15 protein-coding genes are annotated in these 16,802 nt (G+C 60.4%); 8 read left to right on the plus strand and 7 right to left on the minus strand.

The genetic code is table 11. The features are described from left to right. Positions 1 to 54 precede the first annotated feature (54 nt). Entirely contained in the window at positions 55 to 1,842 is a 1,788-nt protein-coding gene (locus tag ACQ4V8_RS12080) for a GGDEF domain-containing protein (RefSeq protein WP_196855156.1), read from the minus strand. A 415-nt stretch (positions 1,843 to 2,257) separates the two neighbouring features. Here ACQ4V8_RS12080 and ACQ4V8_RS12085 point away from each other — a divergent pair, with 415 nt between their 5' ends. Continuing rightward, on the plus strand, positions 2,258 to 4,438 hold the full coding sequence (locus ACQ4V8_RS12085; RefSeq protein WP_436571534.1) for a prolyl oligopeptidase family serine peptidase: 2,181 nt from the start codon (positions 2,258 to 2,260) through the stop codon (positions 4,436 to 4,438). A 180-nt stretch (positions 4,439 to 4,618) separates the two neighbouring features. Here ACQ4V8_RS12085 and ACQ4V8_RS12090 read toward each other — a convergent pair whose 3' ends face one another. Beyond that, positions 4,619 to 5,194, minus strand: coding sequence for a helix-turn-helix domain-containing protein (locus tag ACQ4V8_RS12090; protein WP_010398490.1), 576 nt, complete (start codon positions 5,192 to 5,194; stop codon positions 4,619 to 4,621). A 222-nt stretch (positions 5,195 to 5,416) separates the two neighbouring features. Between ACQ4V8_RS12090 and kbl the strand changes: the two genes are divergently transcribed. Genes kbl through ACQ4V8_RS12105 form a run of 3 tightly spaced genes read left to right on the plus strand, consistent with a single transcriptional unit; the run spans position 5,417 to position 9,093 of the window. Beyond that, complete coding sequence (kbl, locus tag ACQ4V8_RS12095; RefSeq protein WP_010398487.1) at positions 5,417 to 6,646, plus strand: glycine C-acetyltransferase; 1,230 nt, start codon at positions 5,417 to 5,419, stop codon at positions 6,644 to 6,646. Between the two features lie 20 nt (positions 6,647 to 6,666). Beyond that, positions 6,667 to 7,632 (plus strand): NAD-dependent epimerase/dehydratase family protein, encoded by a 966-nt coding sequence (locus ACQ4V8_RS12100; protein WP_010398484.1) that lies wholly within the window; start codon positions 6,667 to 6,669, stop codon positions 7,630 to 7,632. 48 nt (positions 7,633 to 7,680) lie between these two features. Then, on the plus strand, positions 7,681 to 9,093 hold the full coding sequence (locus ACQ4V8_RS12105) for an L-serine ammonia-lyase (protein WP_436571535.1): 1,413 nt from the start codon (positions 7,681 to 7,683) through the stop codon (positions 9,091 to 9,093). 122 nt (positions 9,094 to 9,215) lie between these two features. Here the strand turns inward: ACQ4V8_RS12105 and ACQ4V8_RS12110 are convergent, their stop codons facing one another. Beyond that, positions 9,216 to 9,956 (minus strand): AAA family ATPase, encoded by a 741-nt coding sequence (locus tag ACQ4V8_RS12110; protein ID WP_436571536.1) that lies wholly within the window; start codon positions 9,954 to 9,956, stop codon positions 9,216 to 9,218. Positions 9,957 to 10,253: 297 nt separating this feature from the next. Here ACQ4V8_RS12110 and thrC point away from each other — a divergent pair, with 297 nt between their 5' ends. The 3 genes from thrC to moaD are packed head-to-tail and all read left to right on the plus strand — an operon-like array spanning position 10,254 to position 13,259. Further along, complete coding sequence (thrC, locus tag ACQ4V8_RS12115) at positions 10,254 to 11,750, plus strand: threonine synthase (protein ID WP_010398477.1); 1,497 nt, start codon at positions 10,254 to 10,256, stop codon at positions 11,748 to 11,750. Next, entirely contained in the window at positions 11,750 to 12,991 is a 1,242-nt protein-coding gene (locus ACQ4V8_RS12120) for a molybdopterin molybdotransferase MoeA (protein WP_436571537.1), read from the plus strand. Before thrC ends, ACQ4V8_RS12120 begins: the two co-directional genes overlap by 1 nt. 10 nt (positions 12,992 to 13,001) lie before the next feature. After that, complete coding sequence (moaD, locus tag ACQ4V8_RS12125; protein WP_436571538.1) at positions 13,002 to 13,259, plus strand: molybdopterin converting factor subunit 1; 258 nt, start codon at positions 13,002 to 13,004, stop codon at positions 13,257 to 13,259. A gap of 50 nt (positions 13,260 to 13,309) precedes the next feature. Here the strand turns inward: moaD and ACQ4V8_RS12130 are convergent, their stop codons facing one another. Beyond that, positions 13,310 to 13,549, minus strand: coding sequence for a hypothetical protein (locus ACQ4V8_RS12130; RefSeq protein WP_010398471.1), 240 nt, complete (start codon positions 13,547 to 13,549; stop codon positions 13,310 to 13,312). A gap of 163 nt (positions 13,550 to 13,712) precedes the next feature. Here ACQ4V8_RS12130 and ACQ4V8_RS12135 point away from each other — a divergent pair, with 163 nt between their 5' ends. Then, positions 13,713 to 14,954 (plus strand): TIGR03862 family flavoprotein, encoded by a 1,242-nt coding sequence (locus ACQ4V8_RS12135; RefSeq protein WP_436571539.1) that lies wholly within the window; start codon positions 13,713 to 13,715, stop codon positions 14,952 to 14,954. A gap of 16 nt (positions 14,955 to 14,970) precedes the next feature. On the opposite strand, the gene ACQ4V8_RS12140 is transcribed toward ACQ4V8_RS12135, so the two are convergent. Genes ACQ4V8_RS12140 through ACQ4V8_RS12150 form a run of 3 tightly spaced genes read right to left on the minus strand, consistent with a single transcriptional unit; the run spans position 14,971 to position 16,771 of the window. After that, a complete protein-coding gene (locus tag ACQ4V8_RS12140) occupies positions 14,971 to 15,777 on the minus strand; it encodes a head GIN domain-containing protein (RefSeq protein ID WP_010398467.1) in 807 nt (268 codons plus the stop codon). Positions 15,778 to 15,787: 10 nt separating this feature from the next. After that, positions 15,788 to 16,579: a DUF1700 domain-containing protein gene (locus tag ACQ4V8_RS12145; RefSeq protein WP_010398465.1), complete on the minus strand. Its 792-nt coding sequence runs from the start codon at positions 16,577 to 16,579 to the stop codon at positions 15,788 to 15,790. Positions 16,580 to 16,615: 36 nt separating this feature from the next. Continuing rightward, a complete protein-coding gene (locus ACQ4V8_RS12150) occupies positions 16,616 to 16,771 on the minus strand; it encodes a hypothetical protein (protein WP_436571540.1) in 156 nt (51 codons plus the stop codon). Positions 16,772 to 16,802 lie beyond the last annotated feature (31 nt).

Consider the following 16,802-nt stretch of genomic DNA (forward strand, 5'->3'; position numbering starts at 1 on the left):
GCGCCGGTGCGCGCATGAGCGTGAGTTCATCGAGCAATACCGCAATTTTCCCGCTTAAGGCCCCAGGCTCGCCATGCCCGTGCCTTGGCGCCGGTCGAGGAACAAGCTGTTGCCGTGGATCTTCTTCGCCTGCTTCTTCGCTTCGGCCGCCTGGGTGGCAATCTGATGGTGCGTGTAGTACTGGTGCGCCCCGACCTTGATGACGCCCAACGATAAGCTGATCAATGAATAAAACACTTTTTTCCCCTGCCGGTCTTCGCTGATGTAGCCGCCCCGTTCGCAGTCTCCCGTGCTGTGATAGGCGAGGATGGCGGTAGCAAAATGCTCGAGTATGGCCTGGCAGCGCACTTCCCAGTCTTCGCTCTGGAATAAAATCATGAAATCGTCGCCGCCGATGTGGCCGATGAAGTCGCGGTTCGGGTCGCAATGGCTGCTGAGGATTTCCCCCGTCAACTGGATCACGTCGTCGCCCTTGCGGTAGCCATACACATCGTTGAAGGGCTTGAAGTGGTCGAGGTCGCAATAGCAGACCCAGAAACGGGCGGCGCTGTGCAGTAAACGGTCGATATGCTCGTTGATGGGCACGTTGCCGGGCAGTTGCGTCAACGGATTGGCATAACGCGCCGCATTGATCTGCATCTGCGTGATTTCGCGCATCAGGTCGTGACCCGTGCCCATGCCCAGGTAGCGGCCCTGTTCGGTAATGATGAAACCGTTGAACAGATGGTGGGCGTCGGACTGCACCATGGTGTAGCTGAGTTCCTGCAAGCTCGTCTCGTGGTCGGCAATCAGGGGCGTGGCATCCATGAACAGGCTGCACGATTTCTTGCCGTACAGTTCGCGCTGGTAGGGGCGGGCGAAGTGGTCGATCATCACGAAGCGACTGATCAGGCCTAGCGGCACGCCATTGTCGACGACGGGAATGATCATCAGCTTCGGTTCCTTCAGGAAGATCTGGTACACCTCGTTATTGTTTTTCTCGGGCGAAACGGCGGCCACCTGGTGCAGCAGCTTGCGGATGCTGGCGCCGTTCTTTTCAAGGCTGCTGCGCTGTGGATACACGGCTACGCCATTGCGCCCCAGCGCCTGTAGCACTTCGGCCGGCAGGGCGCGCGCCGGTACTGCATTCGGTCGGCCCAGGTGATAGCCTTGTCCGAACGCCACGCCCAGGTCGCGCAAGACCAGCAATTCCGTTTGTGCCTCGATACCTTCGGCGATCACCAGGGTGCCTGACTTTTCCGCGATTTCCTGGATCGAGCGCACGAATTGCAGTTTTACCGGGTCATTATTGATGCCCTGAATGAAATGCATATCGATTTTCACGTATTCAGGGCGCAATTCTGACCACAGCCGCAGACTGGAAAAGCCTTCGCCCAGGTCGTCGATGGCTATCTGGAAACCCATGTTGCGGTAATGCAGCACCGCTTCGCGCATCAGTTCGTAATCGTAGGTGGGCTGGTTTTCCGTCAGCTCGATGATGACGCGGTCCGGGTTGATGCCGATGTGCTCGATGTATCCCAGGGTTTCTCCATGGCGCGCATTGCGCAGCAGCAAGCATTCAGGGCTGACATTAAGAAACAATTTCCCTGGCAGTTGCAGTTCTGCAAAGCGCTCGAGCACCACTTGCCGGCACAGATGTTCCACTTCCAGCGTCAGCCCATGTGCGCGCGCCACCTTGAACAGATTCATCGGCGCGTGCAGGGGGCTATCCGAAGGCCCTCGTATCAAGCCTTCGTAGCCGATGATGTCGCCGCTGTGCATGTGGATGATGGGTTGGAACAGGGCGCTGAGCTTGCGCCCTGCCAGAATCTCGTGCAAGGCATTTGTTGCCTCGATGGACATGGAGGCAGAATGTGGCTTCAGGTAAGCTATATTCGATGGTATCGCGCCGGGCGGCGCGGCGGTGGCGGAAGGGAGGGCGAGAGTGTGCATAGGAGGATGTGGCGGCACGGCCTCTGGACGGGCCATGAACATATTGATCATGGTAACGAAGATTTATGACGGCTTGATGAAACGGGTTTGCTTTTGATAATGTTTCTTGCCTGTCCGTCAGTGTGCCAATTCTCGCCAATACAGTAATTTGTGACGGTAGTTCACCGCATTTCCCCAAACAAAAGACGGCAAATCCAGCAGATAACTGTGCTTTAAAAGTGTCAATCCGCGCTATGATTTCTCTTGGCGAAAGTCAACATGGGCAGCCGCGTCGTACGTTTGAGCGGCTTGCTTTCTTCGACATCCAACAATGAGACAACCACCCATGCAATTACGTAGTACAACCCTCATATTGAGCTTGCTGGCCGCTTTTGCTGGCAATGCCATGGCGCAATCGTGCCCAGCCGGCGATAGCGCTCCCGTGAAGTATCCGGTCAGCAAAAAAGTCGACCAGCAAGACAGCTATTTCGGCACCACCATCGCTGATCCCTATCGCTGGCTGGAAGATGCCAACAGCGCAGAGACGGGCGAGTGGGTGACGGCACAAAACCAGTTGACACAGTCGTATCTGGGCACCATCGCCGAGCGCGCCACGATCAAGCAGCGCCTGACCAAGCTGTGGAACTATGAGCGTTTTTCTACGCCAAGCAAGCAGGGCGGGCGTTACTTCTACAGCCGCAACGACGGCTTGCAAAACCAGGCCGTGCTGTACACGGTTAAAAAACTGACGGACGAACCGCGTCTGCTGCTGGACCCGAATGCCCTGTCCAGCGATGGCACGGTGGCGCTGGCCGGTACCTCGATCAGTCCGAATGGCAAATACCTGGCCTATGCCACGTCCGCTTCCGGTTCCGACTGGAACGAGTGGAAAGTGCGCGACATCGAATCGGGCAAGGATTTGACGGACCACATCAAGTGGGCCAAGTTCTCCGGCGCTTCGTGGACCCAGGATAACCAGGGTTTCTTCTACAGCCGCTATGACGCGCCAAACGAAGCGACCAAGCTGGCCGATATCAATTACTTCCAGAAATTGTATTTTCACAAAATCGGCACGCCGCAAAGCGATGACGTGCTGGTCTTCGAACGTCCTGACCAGAAAGAATGGGCATTTGGTGGCAGCACCGTCAGCGACGACGGCAATTACCTGATCATCACGGCCACACAGGGTACGGAACGCAAGAACCGTGTCTTTTACAAGGACTTGCGCCAGAAGAACGCCAAGGTGGTAGGCTTGCTCGAAGCGTTCGACGCTGCGTATGCCTTCATCGACAATGACGGCCCGGTATTTTTCTTCAAGACGGACAAGAATGCGCCGAAATCGCGCGTCATTGCCATCGACACGCGCAAACCTCTGCCTTCCGACTGGAAGGAAATCGTGCCACAAAGCGCGGAAACCCTCGTTGCCGTCAACCTGATCAACAATCAGCTGGTGCTCGACTACCTGAAAGATGCGCAAACGCAAATTAAGATCGTCGACCTGAAGGGCAAGCTGGTGCGTGAAGTGGCGTTGCCGGGCATCGGTTCGGCCGGTGGCTTTGCGGGCAAACGTGGCGATACGGAAACGTTCTACTCCTACACCAGCTTTACCACGCCAGCGACCATCTACCGCTACGATATGAAGTCGGGCAAGAGCACGATGTACCGCCAGCCAAAGGTCGATTTCGATCCCAACGCCTTTGAAACGCGCCAGCAATTCTTCACCAGCCGCGACGGCACCAAGGTGCCGATGTTCATCGTCTCGAAAAAAGGCATGAAGCTCGATGGCACGAATCCGACCTATTTGTACGGCTATGGCGGCTTCAACGTTTCGCTGACACCAAGCTTCTCCGTGGCCAATCTTGCCTGGGTGGAAATGGGCGGCGTCTATGTGATGGCCAACCTGCGTGGTGGCGGCGAATATGGCGAAGCCTGGCATCAGGCTGGCACCAAGCTGAACAAGCAAAACGTGTTCGACGATTTTATTGGCGCCGCGCAGTGGCTGGTGGACAACAAAGTCACCTCGCCATCCAAGCTGGCGATCGGCGGCGGCAGCAATGGTGGCTTGCTGGTGGGCGCGGCCATGACGCAGCGCCCGGATTTGTTCGCTGCGGCCATCCCGCAAGTGGGCGTACTCGACATGTTGCGCTTCCACAAGTTCACCGTGGGCTGGGGCTGGGTGCCTGACTACGGCTCGTCCGATGACGCCGAGCAGTTCAAGGCACTGGTGAAATACTCGCCGCTGCACAACCTGAAGGCGGGCGGTTGCTATCCGGCTACCATGATCACCACGGCCGACCACGACGACCGCGTTGTGCCGGCCCATAGCTTCAAGTTCGCTGCCGCTGCCCAGGCAGCGCAAGGCGGCGCGGCACCGGTACTGATCCGCATCGACAGCAAGGCCGGCCATGGCGCCGGCAAGCCGACGACCAAGCAGATCGAAGAAGTGGCCGATCGCTGGGGCTTCCTCAGCCGTTCGCTGAAGATGACGCCGGTAGTGGCGGAGCCAGCCAAGGTGGCGGCGCAGTAATCTGCTCATCTTTCTGTCTTGAAAAGCGCGGGTGCAGTTGGCCCGCGCTTTTTTACGTCCGATGCCAAGGCGCGATGCGTGCCAGCAGCCCCTTTTCAGACATCGACTGAAAGCTTAAATGATCGAGGCCGCCCACGTCGATGCCGAACGATGCCGAATTGACGCAGTTGCTGGCGAGGCTTATCGGTGGATGACCACGAGTAAGGCCTTGCCTTCGGTCTTGCCCAGATTCCGGATAGTATGCGGCTGGTCCGCCGGATAGCGCGCCGTGCCGCCATTTTTGACTTTTTTCTTCGCCATGCCTACTTCCAGTTCCAGGTTGCCGTGGATCACTGTCAAATGCTCGGTGGTGCCCGGGTCATGCGGCTGCGACGCCAGTTCCCCGCCCGGCGCCAGGGTCACTTCATACCACTCGTATTTGCCGGCCAGTTCCATCGGCCCCAGAATGCGCAGCACGTAGCCCGCATGGTCGCCGGGCAGGGTGGGGGTTTCGTGGGCGTCCGTGATGCGGATGGTTTCCACGGTTTTTTCTGCGTTGGAGAGTAATTCGCCGATCTGTACCCCCAGGGCGTTGGCCAGTCGCCACGTGATGGCGATGGTGGGATTGGCTTTTTCGCGCTCGATTTGCGACAGCATGGACTTCGAGACGCCCGCGATGCGCGACAAATCTTCCAGTGTCAGGCCGCGCGCCAGGCGCAGCCGTTGCAGTGTTGCACCCACTTCGGGTGGAGAATTGGTCGAAATGCTGGTTTTCATCGGCAGGTGGCTTGCAAAGTTCAGTAGGCTTGGGTAATATCCACTATATTGAATTTCAGTTCGACATAGTGGATTTTGAGGAAAGGCACGGAAACGTGTAGACTTCAAACAGCGCTTCACGGTACAGCATACTGCGCGCACCGGTCAAGCGGCTGCTGTTCCCCTATGGCCGCTGAGGTCACCCGGATACCACCGATACAACAGGGACACACAAGGATCATCATGAGCGAGCAAGCGAAGAACACCTTTTTCAGCGGTCTGCAACAGAATCTCGATCAATTGCGCCAGCAGGGCTTGTACAAGCCCGAGCGCGTGATCGCCTCGCGCCAGGGCGCCGAAGTGGTATGCGACGATGGCCGTACCCTGATTAATATGTGTGCCAACAACTATCTGGGCCTGTCCGGCGATCTGCAGACGCAGCAAGCCTCTATTGCCGCCACGCAAAAATACGGCTACGGCCTGTCGTCCGTGCGCTTCATCTGCGGCACGCAAACCGTGCACAAGGAACTGGAACAGGCGATTTCCGCATTTCTGGGCACCGAGGACACGATTTTGTACGCGGCCGCATTCGACGCCAACGGCGGCGTGTTCGAGCCCCTGTTCGATGAAAACGACGCCATCATCTCGGACGCGCTGAACCACGCTTCCATCATCGACGGCATCCGCCTGTGCAAGGCTGGCCGCTACCGCTATGCACACAACGACATGGCCGATCTGGAAGTGCAATTGCAAGCGGCGCTTGCCGCCGGCAAGCGCCATAAGGTCATCGTCACGGATGGCGTGTTCTCGATGGATGGCACGATTGCGCAACTCGACAAGATCTGCGACTTGGCTGACAAGTATGGCGCGCTGGTGATGATCGACGAATGCCACGCTTCCGGCTTCATGGGCGCGACGGGCCGCGGCACGCACGAACACCACAATGTGATGGGCCGCATCGACATCATCACGGGCACGCTGGGCAAGGCCCTGGGCGGCGCCATGGGCGGTTTTACTGCGGCGCGCAAGGAAGTCATCGACACCCTGCGCCAGAAATCGCGCCCTTATCTGTTCTCGAACACCCTGGCGCCATCGATCGCCGGCGCCTCGCTGTCGGTATTGGAGCGTCTGGCCAAATCGACCGAACTGCGCGACCGCCTGCATGAAAACACGGCTTTCTTCCGCAGCGAAATCGAGCGCATCGGCTTTACCATCAAGCCGGGCACCCATCCGGTCGTGCCGGTGATGCTGTTCGATGCTCCCGTGGCGCAAAAATTCGCCGCCCGCCTGTATGAGCTGGGCGTGCTGGTGACCGGTTTCTTTTACCCGGTCGTACCGATGGGCCAGGCCCGCGTGCGCGTGCAGCTGTCCGCTGCGCACACGCGAGAACAGCTGGTGCAAGTGCTGGCCGCCTTCGAGCAGGCCGGCCAGGAACTGGGCCTGCTCACTACGACCACTACCACTACTAATTAATAAGAATTCAGGGACATAGCATGGAACGCATCTTAGTCATCGGCGCAAACGGCCAAATCGGTAGTGAGTTGGTGGGCGCGCTGGCGCTGCAGCACGGCGCGGACAACGTCATCGCCAGCGATATCGGCACAAACAATCTGTACCAGGCCAAGCGCTACGCGCAATTGAACGTACTGGATAAGGACGGCTTGGCGAAAATCATCGCCGACGAGCATATCACCCAGGTCTACCAGCTGGCGGCCATGCTGTCGGCCACGGGCGAGGCGGCGCCATTGAAGGCCTGGAGCCTGAACATGGATGGCTTGCTCAATATCCTGGAACTGGCGCGCGAACGCGGTGTCGCGGGCAAACCCTTGCGCATCTTCTGGCCATCGTCGATCGCCGCTTTCGGTCCGAACACGCCGCAGGCGAACACCGCGCAAATGACGGTGATGGACCCGACTTCGATGTACGGCATCAGCAAGCTGGCCGGCGAACGCCTGTGCGAGTATTACTTCAACAAGTATGGTGTGGACGTGCGCAGCATCCGCTACCCGGGCATCATCAGTTATAAATCGCCTCCGGGCGGCGGTACCACCGATTACGCCATCGCCATTTTCCATGCAGCCTTGCGCGGTGAGCGCTATGAATGTTTCCTCGATGCGAACACCACCTTGCCGATGATTTACATGCCCGACGCCATCCGCGCCACCATTGAACTGATGGATGCGCCGGCGGCATCGATCAAGATCCGTTCGTCCTACAATGTGGCGGGCGTGTCGTTCAACCCCGAGCAGCTGGCAAAAGCCATCGTGCGTACGGTGCCGGACTTCAAGATCAGCTATAAGCCGGACAGCCGCCAGGCCATCGCCGACAGCTGGCCGCAAAGTCTCGACGACAGCAAGGCCAGCGCAGACTGGGGTTGGAAAGCGCAGATCGGCGTCGAGCAGATGGTCACCGATATGTTGGCCAATGTCGACGCAGGGCAGCACGCCAAAGCTGCCTGAAGATTGCACAATAATTAATAAAAAAATACCAATATAAAGAGACACTACATGGATATGAGCGTATTTGACTTGTTCAAGATCGGCATCGGGCCGTCGAGTTCCCACACTGTGGGGCCGATGGCGGCGGCGCGGCGTTTTCTGGTCGAATACGGTTCGCTGGACCAGGTAGTGGGCGTCGAGGCAGCCTTGTATGGGTCGCTGGCGCTGACGGGCGTGGGTCATGCCACAGACAAGGCCGTCATTCTGGGCTTGATGGGCGAAACGCCGCAAGACGTGGCGCCCGATGCCGTCGACAGCAAGCTGGCCGCCATCGATGCGGCCGGTGAGGTCGCGCTGCTGGGTACGCACGTGGTGCCGTTTACGGCAGCGACGAACTTGATCTGGCATAAGGATGTCTCTTTGCCCGAACACCCGAACGGCATGCGCTTTACCCTGATACTGGCCGATGGCAGCCGCGTCGACAAGGTGTTTTACTCGATTGGCGGCGGTTTTATCCGTGCAGAGGGCGAAGGGCATGCTGCGGGCCGGGCGCAAGGCGAAGTGGAACTGGCCGCCAAAGCGCCGGTCGTCTTTCCCTTCGACACCATGGAGCAGCTGCTCGCGCATGGCGTGGAAAGTGGTCTGTCGATCCCGGAAATGCTGCGTGCCAACGAGTGCGTCAAGCGCAGCGAGACGGAACTCAATGAAGGCCTGGACCGCATCTGGCACGTCATGCGCGACTGTATCGCGCACGGCCTGGAAGCGACGGGCAATTTGCCGGGCGGCTTGAACGTCAAGCGCCGCGCCGCCAAATTATGGCGTCTGGCGCAGGAGACGAAAGCGTCGGACAACCGCGCCAACGACTTGCCGCACGATGCCGTGCATCTGGTCAGCCTGTACGCGATGGCCGTCAACGAAGAAAACGCGGCCGGTGGGCGCGTCGTGACGGCACCGACCAACGGCGCCGCCGGCATCATCCCGGCCGTGCTGCGCTATTACGCGCATGATTGCCGACCCAGCGACCCTGTGGGCGGCGTGCGCCGTTTCATGCTGACGGCAGCGGCCATTGGCATGCTGTGCAAACGTAATGCCTCGATCTCGGGCGCCGAAGTAGGCTGCCAGGGCGAAGTGGGCGTGGCGTGCGCCATGGCGGCGGCCGGCCTGGTGGCCGCGCTGGGCGGCACGAATGAACAGATCGAGAACGCGGCTGAAATCGGCATCGAGCACCATCTGGGCATGACTTGCGACCCGATCGGCGGCCTGGTGCAGATCCCCTGCATCGAGCGCAATGGCATGGGCGCAGTGAAGGCCATCACGGCCGCCTCGCTGGCGCTGAAGGGTGACGGCACGCACTTCGTCAGCCTTGATGAGGTCATAGAAACCATGCGCCAGACGGGTGCAGACATGCAAGACAAGTACAAGGAAACGTCCTTGGGTGGCCTTGCCGTGCACGTCATCACGGTGAATCACGCCGCTTGTTGATGTGCTGATGGTGGTGTCGGATTACGCGCGCAGCGCTAATCCGACCTACGATACGCCACGGTCGGCGTAGGTCGGCTTAGCCCGCAGGGCGTAAGCCGACATCACCACCTCAGCCACCAACTTCACTCCTCCTCAAACAGCTGCTCCAGCCTTCTTGGATAGTGATCGAGGAAATCGCGCGTCACGGCGTAGTGTTCCGTGTCTTCGTACGCCACTTCGTGGATGCCGCCGCCGCTAAACATCAGGATTTTCGCGTTCGGGTAGGCCAGCAGGATGGGTGAGTGGGTGGCGATGATCAGCTGCGAGTCATCCCGCACCAGCTGGTGGATCACCGACAGGGCTGCCATCTGGCGGCTGGGCGACAGGGCTGCCTCGGGCTCGTCGAGCAGATACAGGCCTTTGCCCCTCAGCTTGTTGATCAAGGTCGCCATGAACGCTTCGCCGTGCGATTGCGCATGCAGCGACTTGCCGCCGTAGCTGCCCAGGTATTCAGGCATGTCATCCATATAGGTGGCGACATTGAAAAAACTCTCGGCGCGCAAAAAATAACTGTCGTCCGGCTGCTTGTAGCTTTTGCTCAGGCGCAGATGCGCATGCAAGAGCGATTCCTGGTCCGATGGCACGGCGATGCGCACATTGCGCGTGCCGCCATCCTTGCCCAAGCCCAACCCCACGGCCAGCGCTTCGAGCATGGTCGACTTGCCGCTGCCATTTTCACCGACAAAAAACGTCACGTCGCGATGAAAATCCATGCGCACGAATTCGCGGATAGCGGGGATGGTGAACGGATAGTTGTCCAGGTCGACGACGGCGTCAGGGCGCAGCGTGGCACTTTGCAGATACGGTTTTTTACTCAGCGACATGGCCGGTTCCATGAATGGCCGCACTGCGGCCGACAAGGACGAGTGTGGCGCAAATCGCGCGCGCACACCAGCATGGGCGCGCATCCTTTATGCAGCGCGTTGATCTGGTCAAACAAATTTCAAAAGTGCAATGCTTTTAAACGATGTCAGCCTTGCCAGGCGCTGCTGTTTGGCAACAAGCGCGCCGCTCAGCACGGCTGCTTGCGCATGCGATTCGCCTTGGGTAGCCTGTAGCACTATAATATCCGCTGCAATTCATGATCAACCGCACTCAGCTCAACTGGACTCTTCAAATTTATGCACTACGTGTCTACCCGCGCTGATAAAGCGCCATTGCAGTCGCAACAGTCATCTTTGCAGCAATTTTCCGACATCCTTCTGGGCGGACTGGCCCCCGATGGCGGACTGTATCTCCCAGAACATTACCCGCAAGTCACTGGTGCCGAGCTCAATGCCTGGCGCACATTGTCGTATGCCGACCTGGCATTCGAAATCCTGAAGAAATTCGCCACCGATATCCCGGCTGCGGATTTGAAGGCATTGACGGCGAAAACCTATACCAAGGCCGTCTACAAAAACGTCCGCGCCGGTGAAAACGCGGCCGACATCACGCCGCTGCGCGTGCTCGAAGAAAATAGCGTCAAGGGTGGACAGACCACGCTGATGCTGCAGGCGCTGTCGAACGGCCCGACCCTGGCCTTCAAGGATATGGCCATGCAGTTGCTGGGCAATCTGTTCGAATACACGCTGGCCAAGCATGACGCCGAACTCAATATTTTCGGCGCCACGTCGGGCGACACGGGCAGCGCGGCCCAATACGCGATGCGCGGCAAGAAGGGCATCCGCGTCTTGATGCTGTCGCCGCACAAGAAAATGAGCGCCTTCCAGACGGCGCAGATGTTCAGCCTGCAAGACCCGAACATCTACAACATCGCCGTCGAAGGCGTGTTCGACGACTGCCAGGATATGGTCAAGGCCGTCTCGAACGACTTGCCGTTCAAGGCGAAACAAAAGATCGGCACCGTCAACTCCATCAACTGGGCGCGCGTCGTGGCGCAGGTCGTGTACTACTTCCGCGGCTACCTGTCGGCTACCACCAGCAACGAACAGAAAGTGTCGTTTACGGTGCCGTCGGGTAACTTCGGCAATATCTGCGCCGGCCATATCGCTCGCATGATGGGTTTGCCCATCTCGAAACTGGTGGCGGCGACGAATGAAAACGACGTGCTCGACGAATTTTTCCGCACAGGTGTGTACCGCGTGCGCAAGTCGGCCGAGACTTACCACACCAGCAGCCCGTCGATGGATATTTCGAAGGCCTCGAACTTCGAGCGCTTCATATACGACCTGGTTGGCCGCGACGGCGAGCGTGTACGTGCGCTGTTTGCGAAAGTGGACAGCCACGGCGGTTTTGATTTGTCCGGCAAGCCTGGCAGCGATGGCGACGAGTTCAAGCTGGTCGCCAAGTATGGCTTCAAGTCGGGCAAGTCCACGCACCAGGACCGCCTCGACACCATCCGCGACGTGGCTGACGACTACGGCATCATCATCGATACGCACACGGCCGACGGCATCAAGGTGGCGCGCGAGCACCTGGAGCCGAATGTGCCGATGATCGTGCTGGAAACGGCGCTGGCGGCCAAGTTCAACGAAACCATCCTCGATGCATTGGGCGTGGACGCCGAACGGCCAGCGGGCTTCGAAAACATCGAAGACTTGCCGCAAAAGTTCATCGTGATGGATACCGATGTCGAGAAAATGAAGGCGTATATCAGCGCCGCCACGGGCTTGTAATGAGCGCCACTGCAATGACAGACACCAGCACTGTACGAAAACCCCTGTTGTCGGTGGCCGAGGCGCAAGCGTTCATGCTGGGCGCGGCGCGCCCGGTAACGGAGGTGGAGCACATCGACACCATGCGCGCCAACGGCCGCGTGCTGGCGTTGGCCCAGACCTCGACCTTGAACGTACCCGAGCGCGATAATACGCAGATGGACGGCTATTGCGTGCGCGCGAGCGATTGCGCCAGCGGCGCGGCCAGCTTGCCCGTGTCGCAGCGCATCGCGGCCGGCCACGTGGGCCAGCCCTTGCAGCCGGGAACGGCGGCGCGCATTTTTACGGGCGCCTTGCTGCCGGACGGCGCCGATTGCGTGGTGATGCAGGAGCAGTGCAGCGTGCTTGACGCCGTGGTGACGGTAAACCACGTGCCGCAGGCGGGTGAATGGGTGCGCCGCCAGGGCGAGGATATCCGCGCCGGCGGCGAGATCCTTGCTGCTGGCCGGCGTCTGCGCAGCCAGGAAATGGGCCTGGCCGCCTCGGTCGGCCTGGCGCAGCTGCCGGTGCTGCGCAAGCTGCGCGTCGCCGTCTTTTTTACGGGCGATGAACTGGCCATGCCGGGCCAGCCTTTGGCGCCCGGCGCCGTCTACAACTCGAACCGTTTTACCTTGCGCGCCCTGCTGGAAAACCTCGGTTGCGAGATCACCGACCTGGGTATCGTGCCAGACAGCCTGGAAGCGACAAAAGCCGTGCTGCGCCAGGCGGCCCAGGGCAATGATTTGATCATCACCTCGGGCGGCGTGTCGGTGGGCGAGGAAGACCATATCAAGCCGGCCGTGGAAGCGGAAGGGCGGCTGAACATGTGGCAGATCGCCGTCAAGCCGGGCAAGCCGCTGGCGTTTGGCGAAGTTAATCAGGCGTTCTTCGTCGGCTTGCCCGGCAATCCCGTGTCGAGCTTTGTCACGTTCTTGCTGTTCGTGCGTCCCTTCATCCTGCGCCTGCAAGGCGTGGCCGGCAATCTGGCGCCGCGCAGCTACAAGCTGCCGGCCAGCTTTGAACGCCTGAAGGCGGACAAGCGCAACGAATTTTTACGCGCCAAGATCAACGAGGAGGGCGAACTGGAATTGTTCGCCAATCAGGGTTCGGGCGTGCTGACGTCCACTGTGTGGGGCGATGGCTTGATCGACTGTCCACCGGGGCTGTCGATTGCGCGCGGCGACATGCTGCGCTTTATCCCGTTTAACGAATTGCTGTACTAAGGAAGCCGTGATGAAGATCAATCTGCGTTTTTTTGCCAGCGTGCGCGAGCTGGTGGGCACGGCACAGGAAGTGCTCGAAGTGAGCGCACCTTTGCGCACGGTCGGTGACGTGCGCTCCTTGCTGATCGCCCGCGGCGGCAACTGGGAGTCTGCGCTGGCGCAGGGCCGCGCGCTGCGCATGGCGCTCAACCAGGTGATGTGCGATGCCGATGCCGTGATAGCCGAAGGCGATGAGGTGGCGTTCTTCCCACCCGTGACGGGCGGCTGATCGCGCTTGCCAAATGCGACGGCCACTTCATCGAAGTGGCCGTTTTTTCATCAGGACTTCGTTTTCGGCTTGCTGAGCGTACTGTCGCTGCAAGTGGCGCAGGCGATGGCTTTCCTGTAGCGCCAGTACTTCGAGCCGATAAAGATGGCCGACGCCACCAGCGACCAGGCCAGGGTGCTGAGAATATCTGCGCCGCTGGTGGCGCCCTTGCTGTACTCGACGAGCATCAGGATGATGAATAAAATCGAGCTGGCCAGCAAATAACGGGAAATCCAGAATCCTGCACCCATATGTTTCTCCTCTTGTCGTCTCGTTGTCTCGTTGTCGCGTCAAGTCTCGCCGCTTTTGACTGCAGCATCTGAGCGCAGTATGCAGCATTTTTCGGCATTATTGCCATCCCCGTGCCTTATCTCGACTAAAATGCCGGGGTTTTCAGCGTCTTCCCGGCTTGCCATGACCCATTCCATTTCCGCTCCGTTTCATATCGCCGTCATCGGCGGCGGCCCCGCCGGCCTGATGGCCGCCCAGGCGGCCGCCGACCAGGGGGCTAAGGTGGAGTTGTTCGACGCCATGCCGTCCGTCGGCCGCAAATTCCTGCTTGCTGGACGCGGCGGCATGAATATTACGCACGCAGAAGGCTACCCAACCTTTGTCTCGCGCTATGCCAGGCAAGCGAGTCGCTTGCAAGCGGCGTTGGACCAGTTCGGCCCGCAGAATGTGCGCGACTGGGCGCACGGCCTGGGCGTGGACACCTTTGTGGGCTCCTCGAACCGCGTCTTCCCCACCGATATGAAGGCCGCGCCCTTGCTGCGCGCCTGGCTGCACCGCTTGCGCGAAGCGGGCGTGCAATTTCACATGCGCCACCGCTGGACCGGCTGGCAAGATGGCCAACTGGTTTTCGCCACGCCGGACGGCGCATGTCTGCGCTCGTTCGACGCCGTGATCCTGGCGCTGGGCGGCGGCAGCTGGGCGCGCCTGGGCTCCGATGGCGCCTGGGTGCCGCTATTGCAAGGGCAGGGCGTGGCCGTGGCAGCGCTGGCGCCGGCCAATTGCGGCTTCGACGTCGACTGGAGCGCACATTTCAGCAGCCGTTACGCGGGCGAGCACCTGGCCACGGTGGCCATCACGGCGCAGGACATCGATGGCTTGACGGTGAAGCGCCAGGGACAGTTCGTCATCACGGCCGGCGGCGTCGAAGGCAGCCTGATCTATGCGCTCTCAGCGGCCTTGCGCGAGCAAATTGCCGCTCAGGGCAGCAGCACCATCTGGCTCGACCTGACCCCAGATTTCAGCAGCGAACGGGTGTTCGAGGAAGTGACGCGGCCGCGTGGCGCGCGTTCCATGTCCAGCCATCTGCAAAGCCGGCTGGGTATCAAAGGCGTGAAATCGGGCTTGCTGCGCGAGTGCCTGAGTGCGGCCGACTTTGCCGACGAGGCCAAGCTGGCGCGCGCCATCAAGCTGCTGCCCGTTACCTTGCAGCGCCCGCGCCCCATCGACGAAGCCATCAGCAGCGCCGGCGGCGTGGTCTTCGACGGGGTAGACGCTTGCATGCTGCGCGCCATGCCTGGCGTGTTCGTGGCCGGCGAAATGCTGGACTGGGAAGCGCCCACGGGCGGCTATCTGCTGACGGCCTGCCTGGCGCAAGGCAAGGCGGCCGGCGAGCAGGCGGTGGCGTGGCTGGAATCGACGCGTTAAAGCATCGCCGTCATTATTAGTGCCAGATGATGTCGCCTGAACCATTTTTTTGCGCATCGCGCTGGCGTGGGTTGCCGTGGACGTGAATATCACCGCTGCCACGCAGGCTGAGGTTGGTGGCGTCGCGCACGAAGATGGTGCTCTGGCCCGAGCCTTGCAGGCTGACGCTGGCCTTGTCGGCCGACAGGTGCTCGGCATCGATATCGCCTGAGCCGCTCAGGTCGGCACGCAAGAATTTTGTGTTGCCGCTGGCAGCGATGCGCCCGGAGCCGACCATTTCCAGCACCACGCTGTCGCTGTTGCCAGCGTTGATGTCGAGGTCGCCGCTGCCGTTGACGGTCGCTTGTACCTGTTTGTAGCGTCCCGTAAAGCTGACGTCGCCCGATCCCGTCAATTCCAGAATGAAACTGTCGCCGGAAAATCCCGTGATCTTGCTGTCGCCATTGCCGTGCACTTCCACGCGCACCAGCGATGGCAGCACCAGTTCCACCTGCAGCGGCTGGCGATGGTGGAACAGCATGCCTTTCGGCCCGATATGCAGGGTCGTGCCGTCGGCGCTGGTCGCGACGTTCGACAACAAACGCTGCTCGCCGTTCACCTTCATCGATGGCGTGGCGCCGCGGCGCAGCACCAGGTCGATGGGGCCGGCCAGGTCGATGCTGTTGATGCCGGCGGAAATCGGGCGCGTTTCGCTGCGCACGGCGCGCCCGGCAGCGCTGCTGGGATTGCTGATGCCCTTGGCGCGCAGCGCGGCATAGGACAGGGCGATCAAGACCATTGCCAGCACGAGCATGGACAGGCCAACGTTGAACAAGCGTTTCATGGCAGCCTTTCTAGTGACCTTTGAGCAGGGAGACATTCATGGCGATGTAGCGCTTGATGCCGATCAAGGTATAGCGCGTCACCACCAGACTGAGCAAAAAGATGGCGATGCCGCCGAGCAGCATGCCTATGCCGAAGACCGTTTGCGTGGTGCGTGCATCGCGCTCCATGTCGGTGGAGATGCGGATGCCGCCACCGGCCAGCGCTTCGGCCCGCTCCATCATGCGCGATGAAGCGCCCGGCGCCTCGGTTTCTGCCGCTTCACGCTGCGACGGGCCGGGCAGGTGATCGACTTCGATGCCCGTGTCGCCGATGGTGATGCGTGTTTCGCGCCGCTCGCCGCCTTCGCCACCGTCATCGTCATGGATGAAGACGTGGCGCAGCGGGCCATCGAGTACCAGTTCGTTGGCGCCGGACAGGCCGCTGGCCGTGATGGCAATGCCGGCCAGATAAAAGCTCAGGCCGACGCCATACAGCGTGGTCAGCAGCGCCGCGTAGACGGCGGCGGGCACGACCATGAAGAGGTTGAAGATGGCGAGGCCCAGCAGCGAGACGAGCAGGCGCAGCAGGTTGACGGGGCTTTTCTTTTGCGCGAAAGCCTGGCGCCGGGTGCTGCTGCGCAAGGTCAGGGCAATTTTCTTCGGGTCGCCCAGGTCCTCGGCGACCTCGTGCTCGCTGCGGCCGGCCGCCGCTCCTTCGATGAAGGTCTGTTCGTAATAGTCCAGCGTCTTGGCCACCAGGTCCGGTGGCAAGCCCGCCAGCGCGCGCCGCAGCGCCTCCAGATAGTCTTGCTTGTTCATCATAGTGCTCCTGTTCCTGTCCCTGTGCCGGCGCGCCGCTTAGCCCAGCGTCGGCATCAGCATGCTGGCCTGGCTTAGCAGTAATGGCGCTGGCGGCGCTGGCGGTACGTGAATGACGATCAGGGTAGCGAGCGCGACGCCCGCCAGCAACGCCAAGGCTTTCAAACTATTTTTTAAGTGCAAGGTAGTGTGCATGGTATTGTCCGTCGCATGGCCGTTGTCAATG

The organism is Janthinobacterium paucivorans (assembly GCF_051380805.1).
GTDB lineage: Bacteria > Pseudomonadota > Gammaproteobacteria > Burkholderiales > Burkholderiaceae_D > Janthinobacterium > Janthinobacterium lividum_D.